Source organism: Cryomorphaceae bacterium, from assembly GCA_017798125.1.
Classification (GTDB): Bacteria; Bacteroidota; Bacteroidia; order Flavobacteriales; family ECT2AJA-044; genus ECT2AJA-044.
Genome location: CP059070.1, coordinates 1,249,561 through 1,261,780, shown reverse-complemented (window position 1 = coordinate 1,261,780; position 12,220 = coordinate 1,249,561). Strand labels below are relative to the sequence as shown.

10 protein-coding genes are annotated in these 12,220 nt (G+C 49.7%); 5 read left to right on the top strand and 5 right to left on the bottom strand.

Going from position 1 to position 12,220, the window contains the following annotated elements; genetic code table 11:
* The first annotated feature begins 14 nt into the window (after positions 1-14).
* Entirely contained in the window at positions 15-1,451 is a 1,437-nt protein-coding gene (locus HZ996_05295; GenBank protein ID QTN38588.1) for an MFS transporter, read from the top strand.
* On the opposite strand, the gene HZ996_05290 is transcribed toward HZ996_05295, so the two are convergent.
* Entirely contained in the window at positions 1,448-3,292 is a 1,845-nt protein-coding gene (locus tag HZ996_05290; GenBank protein ID QTN38587.1) for a cyclomaltodextrinase N-terminal domain-containing protein, read from the bottom strand. The genes HZ996_05295 and HZ996_05290 overlap by 4 nt on opposite strands.
* Before the next feature lie 131 nt (positions 3,293-3,423).
* Here HZ996_05290 and HZ996_05285 point away from each other — a divergent pair, with 131 nt between their 5' ends.
* The 3 genes from HZ996_05285 (at position 3,424) to HZ996_05275 (ending at position 7,906) form a co-directional block, all read left to right on the top strand.
* Positions 3,424-5,121: a T9SS type A sorting domain-containing protein gene (locus tag HZ996_05285; protein ID QTN38586.1), complete on the top strand. Its 1,698-nt coding sequence runs from the start codon at positions 3,424-3,426 to the stop codon at positions 5,119-5,121.
* Positions 5,122-5,239: 118 nt separating this feature from the next.
* Complete coding sequence (locus HZ996_05280) at positions 5,240-6,232, top strand: hypothetical protein (GenBank protein QTN38585.1); 993 nt, start codon at positions 5,240-5,242, stop codon at positions 6,230-6,232.
* A 3-nt stretch (positions 6,233-6,235) separates the two neighbouring features.
* Positions 6,236-7,906 carry a formate--tetrahydrofolate ligase gene (locus tag HZ996_05275; GenBank protein ID QTN38584.1) on the top strand — a complete coding sequence of 557 codons (1,671 nt, stop codon included), beginning with the start codon at positions 6,236-6,238 and terminating at the stop codon, positions 7,904-7,906.
* Here HZ996_05275 and HZ996_05270 read toward each other — a convergent pair.
* Positions 7,890-8,366, bottom strand: a complete 477-nt coding sequence (locus tag HZ996_05270) for a RecX family transcriptional regulator (GenBank protein QTN38583.1) — start codon at positions 8,364-8,366, stop codon at positions 7,890-7,892. The genes HZ996_05275 and HZ996_05270 overlap by 17 nt on opposite strands.
* 28 nt (positions 8,367-8,394) lie before the next feature.
* On the opposite strand from HZ996_05270, the gene HZ996_05265 reads away from it, so the two are divergent.
* Positions 8,395-9,684 carry an MFS transporter gene (locus tag HZ996_05265; protein ID QTN38582.1) on the top strand — a complete coding sequence of 430 codons (1,290 nt, stop codon included), beginning with the start codon at positions 8,395-8,397 and terminating at the stop codon, positions 9,682-9,684.
* Here HZ996_05265 and HZ996_05260 read toward each other — a convergent pair.
* The 3 genes from HZ996_05260 to HZ996_05250 form a co-directional block, all read right to left on the bottom strand.
* Positions 9,673-11,214: an Rne/Rng family ribonuclease gene (locus HZ996_05260; GenBank protein QTN38581.1), complete on the bottom strand. Its 1,542-nt coding sequence runs from the start codon at positions 11,212-11,214 to the stop codon at positions 9,673-9,675. The genes HZ996_05265 and HZ996_05260 overlap by 12 nt on opposite strands.
* A 204-nt stretch (positions 11,215-11,418) precedes the next feature.
* A complete protein-coding gene (locus HZ996_05255) occupies positions 11,419-11,892 on the bottom strand; it encodes a tetratricopeptide repeat protein (GenBank protein QTN38580.1) in 474 nt (157 codons plus the stop codon).
* The gene (locus HZ996_05250; protein ID QTN38579.1) at positions 11,889-12,182 is read right to left on the bottom strand and encodes an integration host factor subunit beta; all 294 of its coding nucleotides are present in this window, start codon (positions 12,180-12,182) and stop codon (positions 11,889-11,891) included. The genes HZ996_05255 and HZ996_05250 overlap by 4 nt, the downstream gene beginning before the upstream one ends.
* Positions 12,183-12,220 lie beyond the last annotated feature (38 nt).

Genomic DNA, 12,220 nt, shown 5'->3' with positions numbered 1-12,220 from the left:
TGAAAAACTGAACTATGGCACAATCTGTACCCCACGCCCACGGCGAAGCAACAGCCGCTGAAAAACCAAGACTAGGTCTAGGGACCATCATTAACCTCAGCATGGGGTTTATGGGAATTCAGATGGGCTTTGGCCTTCAGAACGGTAACGCGAGTCGAATCCTTCAGAACTTTGGCGCCGATGTTCATCAACTGAGCTGGTTCTGGCTTGTAGCTCCCTTTACCGGTCTTATTGTGCAGCCCATCATTGGGCACATGGGAGACAATACATGGACCAAACTCGGCCGACGTAAACCCTACTTCTTGATCGGGGCCATCATGGCTGCGCTAGGTTTGATTTTCCTCCCGAATTCGAACCTCCTGGCGGGCGAGTCACTCTCGGCAACTGAGTTTATCGGAATCAGCGCAGTCCTTTGGATCGGCGTTCTTTTCTTGGCCTTGATGGATGCAAGTTTCAACATCAGTATGGAACCCTTCCGAGCGCTTGTCGGAGACATGCTTCCAAAATCTCAGGGGACCATTGGCTTCAGTGTACAGACCATATTGATTGCCATCGGCGCCATTATTGGTTCTTGGCTGCCTTATGTATTGACCAATTTCTTCGGTGTATCCAACGTAGCCGAGGAAGGCTCCGTTCCGATGAGCGTCGTTTGGTCCTTTTACATCGGTGCTATTCTTCTACTGGCCACCATCATTTACACCATTGCCACCATTAAGGAATACTCCCCTGAAGACTTCAAGAAATACATGGGTGAATCGGCGGAGGAAGAAGGTCCAAAGCAAAACATGTTCAAGGAGATCTTTGCGGACGCCATGAAAATGCCTCGACGAATGCAGCGTTTAGGCTGGGTTCAGTTCTTCTCTTGGTTTGGACTGTTCACCATGTGGGTCTACACCACATCAGCTTTGGCAACGCATCACTACGGTCTTTCTCCTACGGATACCCATTCGGCTGACTTCAATGAAGCGGGTAATCTGACGGGATACCTCTTTGGTTGGTACAACGCCTTTGCCCTTCCCTTTGCCTTCTTGCTCACCCCATTAGCCAAGAGGACCAGCCGTAAATTTGTCCACTTCATCGCGCTGTTGAGCGGAGGTCTGGGCTTACTTGGGCTGTACTTCTTGCCAACAGACTGGTTGATCTTGAGCATGCTCGGCATCGGATTTGCCTGGGCAAGTATTCTGTCCATGCCCTATGCCCTGCTGATTGATTCGCTACCCATCAACAAGATGGGTATCTACATGGGTATCTTCAACTTCTTCATTGTGATCCCTCAAATCATCAACGGTTTGATTGGAGGTCCAATCATCCACGCCTTTTTTGACGACTACGCCATGCCCTACTTGGTGACCGGCGGACTGTTCTTTGTATTAGCGGCGATTCTGACCCTGCGCATTAAAGAGCCCCTTTTCGGGGAGGCCGAAACTTTGGACGCAAGTACGGAAGTCTAAAGAACTCGATACACCGCAAAACCGCGTGCGGGCAATGTAATGGGCTCGCCGTTCCGCTGATCGGATGAGTCTAATGCATTCTGCAACGTAGATCCGGAGAACAAAAAGTCGACGTAGCGATCGAGATTAAACTCGTGTTCCTTGTCGCTTCCATTGACCAAAACCATAAAGGTGGCTTCTCCATCATGCCGGAAGAAAACGTATTCGCCTCCACGAGGAGTGTACTGTGTCAATGCTCCACTTGAAAACGCCGTATGCTCTCGACGCAAACGAGACAAGGCTTGGATGTAGTCAAAGGCGATGGTCTCCAGACTATCGCGGCCCGAAGCTTCAAATTTGTTTACCGAATCTCCTTCCCATCCTCCTGGGAAATCCTGACGAATATCCCCGTGGCCGTTAGTGGCTTTCATAAGGATTTCTGTGCCGTAGTACACGCAAGGAATTCCGCGAGTCGTCATGAGTAGCCCAAGTCCCAACTGGAATTTGGACATGTCCTCACCCACTACTCCGTAGAATCGAGCGAGATCGTGATTGTCCGCAAAGGTGACCAGCGAATCTGGATGAGCATACATCCAATCTGCCGCGAGCGTATAGTATACGGCCGCTACCCCGCTGGCCCAACCAGGCTGTTCCTTTGACGCATCCTCAATGGCGTAGTACATCTGGAAATCCGTAACTGAAGTTTGAACCGGATCGAATCCCTCGCGCTGCGCCATGCCGGTTGGGAACCAAGATTGAATCTGTTGCCCGTGAACCCAGGTTTCTCCAAAGAAAAAGTACCCCGGATGCTCTTGCCGCACCGCTTCGCCCAATCGAGCCATGAAGTCTTGTTCCGGATAAGCGTAGGTATCAATACGCAAGGCATCCACTCCGTACGTCTCAATCCACCAAAGCGTGTTTTGAATCATGTACCGAGCCAGATGCTCGTTATCGTAGTTCATGTCGGGCATATGGTCGTCAAACCAACCTTCGTCAAAAAGCTTGCGCTCAGAGGCCGGCGCGTGAGGATCGAGCAATACAGATGCTCGAAAATTCGTCTTGGTAAATGCTTCCCATTGATGTACCCAGTCCTCAGAGGGAGGATCAAGGACTAAATAATGTTGCGAACCGAAGTGATTGTACACCACATCCATCACCATCTTCATTCCCCGAGCGTGCATCGAGTCCACCAAAGCCCCATAGTCCGAAAGCTCTCCGTAATGAGGGTCAATTCGGTAGTGGTCACTAATGGCGTATCCGTGATAAGGCTCCTTGAATTCATTCGCTTCCAAAACAGGGTTAAGCCACAAGGCAGTCATCCCCAATTCCTCAATGTAGTCTAGATGCTGGGTTATACCCTGGAGGTCTCCCCCGTGTCGAGCATAGCCATCTTCCCGATCCAGCTCCATATTATTGGAGCCCTTTACCACATCGTTGTTCGGATTCCCATTGGCAAATCGATCCGGAGTGATCAAGTACATGACATCCGCCGGAGTCAAGCCCATCGGCCGTGCAGTACGCTCGCGAAGCTCATAGGTAAATGTCTTCTTTCGTTTTCCTTTTTGGACATAGAGTTCCAAGTTCTGACTTTGGGCCTGCGGCCCGATAACAACCGTCAAAAATGCGTAGCGCGGATTCGATGCAACCTCGGCGTTGGACAAGAGTACGTCCTGTCCTTTAGAAAGACCAAAACCACAATCCGTCCAATCTTCCCCAGAAATCAAGAGCTCTAGAGTATCATTCGACATACCCGCATACCAATGAGGCGGATCAATTCGAGTAGGCCGAGATTGTCCGTAGGCCGAAATTCCAAAGGCCAGTAAAAGAAAAAGGCCGAAAGTGTGCAAAGCTGTACTGCGCATAGGTCTTAGAATAAGTGTAATAATGACAATTACTGACTAAAGTCAGGCAAATTTTACATTTTTTTATTTACCTTCGGCCTATAATTGTACAAAATACACTTAGTCAATAATTTAATTTTACTCATAGACCTATGAAAAAGCTCTACACTTTTCTGTTGGCAGGTTTGTTGTTCGGGGGGTCTGCCATTGCGCAGCCGTACAATGTGACCTTCCAAGTCGACATGACCGGACAGACTGTGGATCCAAATGGACCACATATTGCCGGTAACTTTCAAGCAGCCGCCGGTTTTCCAGGAGACTGGGATCCTGCCGCTACTTCATTGACCTTGGTTTCTGGTACCATCTACGAAGTATCTGTTTCGTTGCCAGCTGGAAACTACGAGTTCAAGTACATCAACGGTAACGCGTGGGGTAGCGATGAGGCTCCACCCGCTGTTGCTGGTATTCAGCCAAGCAACGGTAACTACAATCGTTTCGTTTCAGTCGTAAGCGACACCACACTTCCAGCCGTAGTATATGGAGCAGGAGCTCCGGTCGGCATGGTTGCTTGGCGTCAAATGGTGGACATGAACATGCAAACCCCAAGTGCAAACGGAATCCACGTTGCGGGTAACTTCCAAGCTGCGGCTGGAGCACCAGGAGACTGGGACCCTTCAACAACCGAGCTGTTTGACGTATTGGGTGACGGAGTTTACCAAGGTATCTTCTACGTACCTGCTGGAACCTACCAGTACAAGTACATCAACGGAGACGCTTGGTCAGACAATGAAAGCGTTCCTTCTGCTTGTGAAGTAGGTGGAAACCGCGAAATCGTATTGGCCGGGGACACTGTGGGGGGACCACTTTGCTTCGGTATGTGTACGGCTTGTCCAGCAGCTCCGCTTCCACAATACAGCATGACCATTCAAGTAGATTTGAGTGCGAGCTGTTTGTTGGATATTGCTGCCGGTGACTCTGTTGACGTTGCAGGTACCTTCAACGGATGGGGAGGAACACGTACTTGGGCATTGGATCCAGATGGAGACGGAATCTACGAGACTACTGTAATGGCAGACTCTGGTGAAGTTAAGTACAAAGCTCGTATCATCAAGCCTGGTAGTGATAACTGGGAAGGCGGTGGCGACAAAATTGTCGACCTGTCTAGTGATACTACTTTGGATGTGCGCTGCTTCGGTGCTGATGTTTACGGTGCTTGTGCACCTAAACCAGCGAACGGTCCAGTTACTTTCCGCGTAGACATGAGCAATGAAGTATTGCAGTCTGGTGGTGTATGGATCATGGGAGACTTCACCGAGCCTAACTGGCAAGATGGAGCGCTTCAATTGAGCCCAACCCCAACAAACCCAGCAGTCTTCGAATTGGTATTGAACGACTTCTGCCCAGGATCTGCGCAGTACAAGTTCGTGAACGGTACACCAAATGCGACCGGAACAGTTGAAGAAGATTACGACTTTGCACAAGACGGATGTGGTGTGGTCAACGGATCATTCCCAGACAACCGGATTGCAACGCGTACGGACGATCAAATGCACATCTTCCAGCACGTATTCAACAGCTGTACAGAGTTGAGCATCAGCGTTGATGAATTCAGCAAAGAGTCTTTGACTATTATGCCGAACCCAATGTCTGAAGGAGCTGTAATTGCTCTTCCAACAGAAGGACAGTTTGACGTTGTTATGGTTGACGTAACCGGCCGCATTGTTCGCAACATGAACGGCGTGAACGGAAACGTGAGCATCGAGCGCGGAAACCTCGTTTCGGGAATCTACTTCTTGAACGTTGTAAACGAGGCTGGATCAGTGAACACTTCTAAACTGATCGTTCAGTAAGATTTTTCATAATCAACTTTAAGGTCCCTATGTCGGCACTCTCGGCATAGGGACTTTTTTTGTTTGGTCAGGTGCTTTTTCCGTACTTGGGGTCAACCTAAGTCCTAACCTAAACAACATGAAATATCAGTCCGAGCTCCTGGAGCTTTGGAAGAACCGTTTACCGGATACCAAAGAAGCCGCCAAAGTCCTTTCCGAAACCCTTCATGTCAGTCTTGACAGCGCCTACCGAAGACTGCGAGGAGACACCGCTCTAAGCTTTGACGAAGGCATGCAGCTCATGCAGCATGCGGGACTTTCAAACGGTGCACTCACTGGTGGGCAAAGCACCCACATTGCTTTTCAGCGTTTAGGAGCCATCGACAATCTGGACCGACTTCGAGAGATCTATTCTGAGAACGACGGTCACATCAGTGCCTTGAGGCAAGAAGATGGACACATGCTCTATATGGCCAAGGATATTCCCATTTTCTACAACTTCCTCTTCGGCCAAATCGGCGGATTTAAATCCTTTGTTTGGGCCAAATCCCTCTACAACTTTAGCGATGAGCAGCAAGAGGTATACAGTGAAGGCAGCGCACCGGAACCCTTGCTTCAGGCGGGACAACAAATGGCCTTGAACTACCAGAAGCTATCCAGTACCGAGTTTTGGACGGACAGCACAATTTCCAGTGTCCTGAAACAACTGAAGTACTATTATGAAATGGGAGCCATCAAGACTCAGCGCCTTGCCCTTTCCATACTTGATGATGTTCGGAAGCAAGTAGACTTGGTCATTGAGCAGGCAAAATTGGGTCAAAAAATAAATCCGGCCACCGGTGAGCCCATCCCGGGGACTAGTTTCAAATTATACTACCACGAACTCCTGGTCATGGACAATTCCGTTTTGGGCCTGACTGAGGATCGTAAACTCTATTTTGCCCCATACAGCGGGCTGAATTACTTGAGCACCGTAGACCAGAACTACTGCGGAGAAATTGAAAAGTGGGCGCATGACCAAATGGACAATAGCATCCTACTGAGCAAGAGCTCATCCAAGGAACGGGTCAAATTCCATCGACGCCTTCACCAACAAATCGACTCTCTTTACGAATACATCAAATACTTCTAATCCATGAAGTCAGATCTCGAGATCGCACAGGAAAATGAAATGCGCCCGTTGGCGGAAGTGGCCTCTGAAATTGGCGTGAACGCCGAGGACCTCGAGTTCTATGGGCCAACCAAGGCCAAAATCCCACTCAAATACCTCGATCCAGATCCGAGTCATTTCGGAAAGCTCATCCTCGTTACGGCGATGACCCCTACTCCTGCGGGTGAAGGGAAAACAACGGTTTCCATCGGACTGGCCGAGGGTATGAACCGAATCAAGAAGAAAACGACTGTGGTTCTTCGCGAACCGAGTCTTGGTCCAGTGTTCGGAATCAAAGGAGGTGCTGCCGGTGGAGGTTATAGCCAGGTGGTCCCCATGGAAGAAATCAACCTCCACTTTACGGGCGACTTCGCAGCGATCACAGGCGCCAACAACCTCTTGGCCGCCATGATTGACAATCATCTGCACTATGGGCACGAGCCCTTGATTGACGCTCGGCGCATTCTGTGGAAGCGGGTGACGGACATGAATGATCGCTCACTTCGCGAGATCACGGTAGGTTTGGGCGGACCCACAAATGGATTCCCGAGAACGGGTGGCTTCGATATCACCCCCGCCTCTGAGATTATGGCCATTTTATGCCTGAGCGAGAACTTCGCAGACTTAAAGGAGCGCCTAGGAAATATATTGGTCGGTTTCACGAGGAAGCTTGAACCGGTCTATGCGCGTGATATTCGCGCCGTAGGCGCCATGGCTTTACTTCTTCGAGATGCGATTAAACCGAATCTCGTTCAAACACTCGAAGGAAACCCCGCAATACTGCACGGAGGTCCCTTTGCCAATATTGCGCAAGGCACCAATTCCGTCATCGCGACCAAGATGGGTTTGAGCTTATCGGACTACGTGGTGACAGAAGCCGGGTTTGCCAGTGATTTGGGTGCCGAGAAATTCTTCGATATCAAGTGTGGATACTCGGGCTTGAAGCCCAGCGCATCGGTAGTGGTCGCGACGGTACAAGCACTCCATTACCACGGAGGTGTAGCCTTGGATCAATTGAAAGAAACCAATGTAGAAGCGGTCCGAAAGGGCTTCCAAAACCTCTTGGCGCACCTCGAAATCGTTCGTAAATACCACATCGAACCGGTGGTCGCCATCAACGCTTTTCATACCGATGACCCTGAAGAGCATGCTTTGATTCAGGAACTCTGTGCACAACACGGTGTCAAAGCGGTGGTGAGCGAGGGGTTTGCCAAAGGCAGTGAGGGTACGGAAGCCCTAGCACGTGCTGTAGTGGAAGCCGTGAACGGAGTGCGCAAAGGGAGCTTCAAGACCCTGTACTCCTGGGATCTTACGGTGAAAGAGAAGATTGAAAAGGTCGCTCAAGAAATCTATGGAGCTTCGGAAGTCGAATTTGATTCCAATGCGGAACGGGACTTGCGTCGCATCGCCCGCCTAGGATTGGATGGACTACCGGTGTGCATCGCCAAAACGCAGAAGAGTCTATCGGACAATGAGAAGCTGAAGAACCGCCCGAAAAACCACATTCTACATGTGCGCGGGATTGAGATCGCGGCGGGTGCGGGATTTGTGATTCCGATCACCGGGACCATTATGCGGATGCCCGGACTTCCGAAAGAACCGGCAGCCTACCACATGGACGTCGACGATCACGGACGGATTAGTGGTCTGAGTTGAGAATGTCCCAGACCAGGTCTGATTCAAATCCCTTCTGAAGCGCGTAGTTGGCGATTTTCCGATTTCGCGTAAAGGCGTTCTTGTCTTTGACACTGGCCGCTTTGCGCTCCAGTAGATCGGTGAGTACTCGATAGTACTCCTCATCATCAATTTCCGAAAGGCCAGCATTGATGCAGACCTCGGATACGCGTTTGAGCTTCAGAGCCTGCCGGATTTTGTATCGTCCCCATTTATTGGACCTGAACTTCCCCCGTGCAAAGGAACGTGCAAAGCGCTCCTCATTCAAAAAGCCGTTCGAAATCAGGTGCACCATCAATTCATCCGATTGTTCCGCATCTAGATCGTACTTCTGAAGGCGCTGTTCCACCTCAAACTGGGCGCGCTCTTGATACGCACAAAAGCGCTCTAAGTCACCGCGGACTTCAGCAAAAGAACTTGATGAGGATTCTGATGTTGACATGTACTAAAGATACCTACCTTCGGCCCAAATGAAAAACCGCTCGGCCCTGACTTTTCTCCTCAGCTCGAACATCGTTTCGGGCTTTGCCCAGGGCATTTCGGTTCTCGCCGTGCCGTGGTACTTTGCGGACGTCCTGGACCAGAGCAGCCTCTTCGCCGTTGTCTATGGCCTCGTCACCTTTTTAAGTCTATTCTGGAGCCTCTATGCAGGAACGCTCATTGATCGTTATTCGCGCAAATCACTCTTCCTATACGCCAATTTAATCGCTGGTTCATTAGTTGCCTTAGCGGCCATTTACGGTTTCGCCTACGGCGCGATGCCTTCTTGGATGATCCTGTCCGTCTTTGGCATGACCTCGCTCTTCTTCAACATCCACTACCCCGCCCTCTACGCCTTTGGGCAAGAGATTACTGACCCGAAAGACTACGGACGCATCAACAGTCTCTTCGAGATTCAGAATCAAGCAACCAAGGTCTTCAGCGGGGCAACAGCGGCCGTTTTGATCAGCGGGACCGTAGCTTACGAAGCCATCAATGTATTGGGGTTGAATGTGGAGCTACCCTTTGCCATTGAAGCTTGGGATCTACATTTAATCTTTGCCTTTGACGCCTCGACCTATTTCTTGGCCATGCTGCTGATCAGCCGGATCAAATACACTCCTACGGAAAAGAAAAAAGTCGACCGAGGAAGGGTCCTCGATCGACTCCAAGCGGGATTCCGCTATTTCCGTAAACATCCTTTGGTCTTCAAATATGGACTCTTCACACATTCGCTCTTCGCCTTCGTTCTGGTCCAAATCCTCGTCGTCCTCCCTCAGTACGTCAACCAATGGATGTCTTCCGGACCCGACCTGTTCGCGAGTGGACAGGCGTACTACGCTGTCGGCGCGCTCACGGCCGGATTCGCCATTCGGCGAATATTTTCCCGAACTAACAACATCGCCTCGGTCATCATCCTGATGCTCTTGGCGGGCTCGGTCTTTGTCTACTTGAGTCTCGGCCAGGTGACCCTGCTCTTCTACACCTGCCTATTCCTTACAGGTATCACCAATGCCGGTACTCGAATCATTCGCGTGACCTTTCTCTTCAACCAAATCCCTAACCACGTGATCGGTCGCACGAATAGTGTTTTTACGGTAATCAATTTAATTGTGCGCTCGGTGCTTATCGGAGTCTTCAGCCTACCCTATTTCATGGGTGGACCTACGGTCCGATACGCGTATTTGTTTGGAGGACTGTTCGTCGCCGCATCGGCTATACCGCTGCTGATCGACTACAAAAACCTACGCGCACTTAGTATCGACTCGTCAGGCGTTTAACTCTTCGCCGTTCTTATCGAAAAGATGAAACTCGAGATACTTATAGGCGTCTCGGGGAATCACCTTGAATTTCATTTTATACGTCGCATTCCACTTCTTGCGCATGCTTCTCCAACCGGTGTTGAGATAAGCCGCTATAAAGGGATGGGTATGCAATTCGTGAACCTTCTCACCCTTGTTCATCAAAGCTTCTAAAGTCGCTTCCATCTTATCGATGATCAGGATTGGGGCTTCCACCTCTCCTCCACCGTCTGGATCTTCCTCTCGGGTTTTGATGTTCATTTCTGGGCGCACGCGCTGACGAGTGATCTCGACCAGCCCAAATCGACTCGGAGGCAAGATCTTGTGTTTGGCGCGATCTTCGTCCATCGCTTCCTTCAAGCCTTTGTACAAGGCCTGACGGTTCTCCTTCTTCTGCATATCGATGAAGTCGACAACGATGATACCACCCATATCGCGCAGGCGCAATTGTCGGGCAATCTCCTTGGCCGCGATCAGGTTCACCTCAAGCGCGTTCTGCTCTTGGTTCTCCTTACTGTTGCTGCGGTTTCCAGAGTTCACATCCACCACGTGAAGGGCTTCCGTGTGCTCCACAATCAAATAGGCTCCCTTGCTCATGGAAACGCTCCGGCCAAAGGCGGCCTTGATCTGCCGTTCAATTCCGAAGTGTTCGAAGGACGGAATGCGTCCTTGGTACAGCTTCACGATATTCTCCTTGTCGGGAGCAATCGTTCCGATGTACTCTTTCACGTCGTTGAACAGCTCTTCATCGTCAACGACGATGCTGGTGAACGTTTCGTTAAAGATGTCCCGGAGAATAGCTGTCGCACGATCCATTTCGGTCAGGATACGGTACGGCGCTTTCTTGCGAGGCAAGAGTCGGTGCATATTCTTCCACCTCTTCACCAAGTCATTCATATCCTGGTGAAGGTCGGCTACTTTTTTCCCGGTAGCCACGGTACGAATGATGACTCCAAAACCCTTCGGGCGAATGGATTCAATCAATCGGCGAAGTCGGTTCCGTTCTTCTTTGTCCGGAATTTTGGAAGAAACTGAGATGCGATCTGAGAAAGGCATCAGTACCAAGTATCGGCCTGCGATCGAAATCTCAGAGCTGATACGTGGACCTTTCGTGGAGATGGGCTCTTTGGCCACTTGGACCAAGACGTCCATCCCCTTCTTGAGGACCTCATCTATTTTCCCGTTTTTATTGATATCCTTCTCCCGCTCGAAATTTTCAAGCGCCCACTTTTGACGTCCAGTTGTCGTTCTCTTTTGATACTTCAAAAGGGACTTGACCTGAGGACCTAGGTCGTGGTAGTGGAGGAAGGCATCTTTCTCGTAGCCTACATCAACGAATGCGGCGTTGAGACCGGGAACTGTTTTCTTTACTTTTCCGAGGTAGATGTCCCCTACCTGAAATTGGCGTCCTTCTACTTCTTTCTGCAATTCGTGCAGACGTCCGTCTTTAAGCAACGCAATTTGTACATCGGAACCGTTACTGCTATCAATGATCAGTTCGGTACTCACAATAATAAAGTTTTGGCCAGCGAGTCCCTACAAATAGGGATTCGGCCAGATGCTCAAAGCAATAGGGAAAGGAAAAGAAAGAACTTACTTCTTCTTGTGACGATTCTTTTTCAAACGTTTCTTACGCTTGTGGGTCGCCATCTTATGACGTTTACGTTTTTTACCGCTAGGCATAATGCTCTGCTTTAAGACGTTAATAATATTTTAATTACTCCATTGATCCAGCAACGCCTGCACTTCAGCTTTGGCTTCTTCGTCGGTACTCAACTCAAGGTAAGCCCCATAGGCCGCTCGGGTTTCCAACGTGTCGCCCAAACTGCGGTGTGAATCCCCTAAGAAACGGTAGGCATCCACGTTGTTTGGATCTAATTCGACGACCTTTCTGAACCGCTCCACAGCTTTTTCATACTGACCTGATTGAATACTAAACAATCCAAGGTAAAACTGTGCTTTTGGGTTATTCGGGTGTTCCTCTGCGATTTGGCGGAGGCTCATGATCCCTTCCATGGGGGCATCACCACGAACTTTCTCAATGGCTTCGTCGATTAACTCATCTACACTAGAAGTCTGTGTGACTTCCGGTGTGGTTTCATTTAGCGCTGTTCTAGGCGCTAGATATAAAAGAACGGTGAGAACAACACCGACCGAGATCAATATGATCGGTCCGGTTTTTCTCATTTCGCTACGCGAACTTTGTTTTTCACTCCTTCAACAAAAGTCTTGCTTGGTTTGAAAGCAGGAATATTGTGTGCTGGAATGATGATGGTGGTATTTTTTGAAATGTTGCGGCCAGTCTTCTCAGCGCGCTCTTTCACGATAAAGCTTCCAAATCCACGGAGGTAAACGTTCTCGCCATCTTCCAAAGAACCTTTTACTTCATCCATGAACGCTTCTACAGTGGCTTGTACTTCCAACTTTTCTAATCCTGTCTTGTCCGCTATATTGGCCACGATATCCGCCTTGGTCATCTGTATATGTATTTTACAATTGAACGATCGACATAGGT

Excerpts from the sequence above, each read along its gene's own strand:
- HZ996_05255 (QTN38580.1), bottom strand. The coding sequence starts at position 11,892 with ATGAGAAAAACCGGACCGATCATATTGATCTCGGTCGGTGTTGTTCTC.
- HZ996_05285 (QTN38586.1), top strand. The coding sequence starts at position 3,424 with ATGAAAAAGCTCTACACTTTTCTGTTGGCAGGTTTGTTGTTCGGGGGG.
- HZ996_05275 (QTN38584.1), top strand. The coding sequence starts at position 6,236 with ATGAAGTCAGATCTCGAGATCGCACAGGAAAATGAAATGCGCCCGTTG.
- HZ996_05250 (QTN38579.1), bottom strand. The coding sequence starts at position 12,182 with ATGACCAAGGCGGATATCGTGGCCAATATAGCGGACAAGACAGGATTA.
- HZ996_05290 (QTN38587.1), bottom strand. The coding sequence starts at position 3,292 with ATGCGCAGTACAGCTTTGCACACTTTCGGCCTTTTTCTTTTACTGGCC.
- HZ996_05270 (QTN38583.1), bottom strand. The coding sequence starts at position 8,366 with ATGTCAACATCAGAATCCTCATCAAGTTCTTTTGCTGAAGTCCGCGGT.
- HZ996_05265 (QTN38582.1), top strand. The coding sequence starts at position 8,395 with ATGAAAAACCGCTCGGCCCTGACTTTTCTCCTCAGCTCGAACATCGTT.
- HZ996_05280 (QTN38585.1), top strand. The coding sequence starts at position 5,240 with ATGAAATATCAGTCCGAGCTCCTGGAGCTTTGGAAGAACCGTTTACCG.
- HZ996_05295 (QTN38588.1), top strand. The coding sequence starts at position 15 with ATGGCACAATCTGTACCCCACGCCCACGGCGAAGCAACAGCCGCTGAA.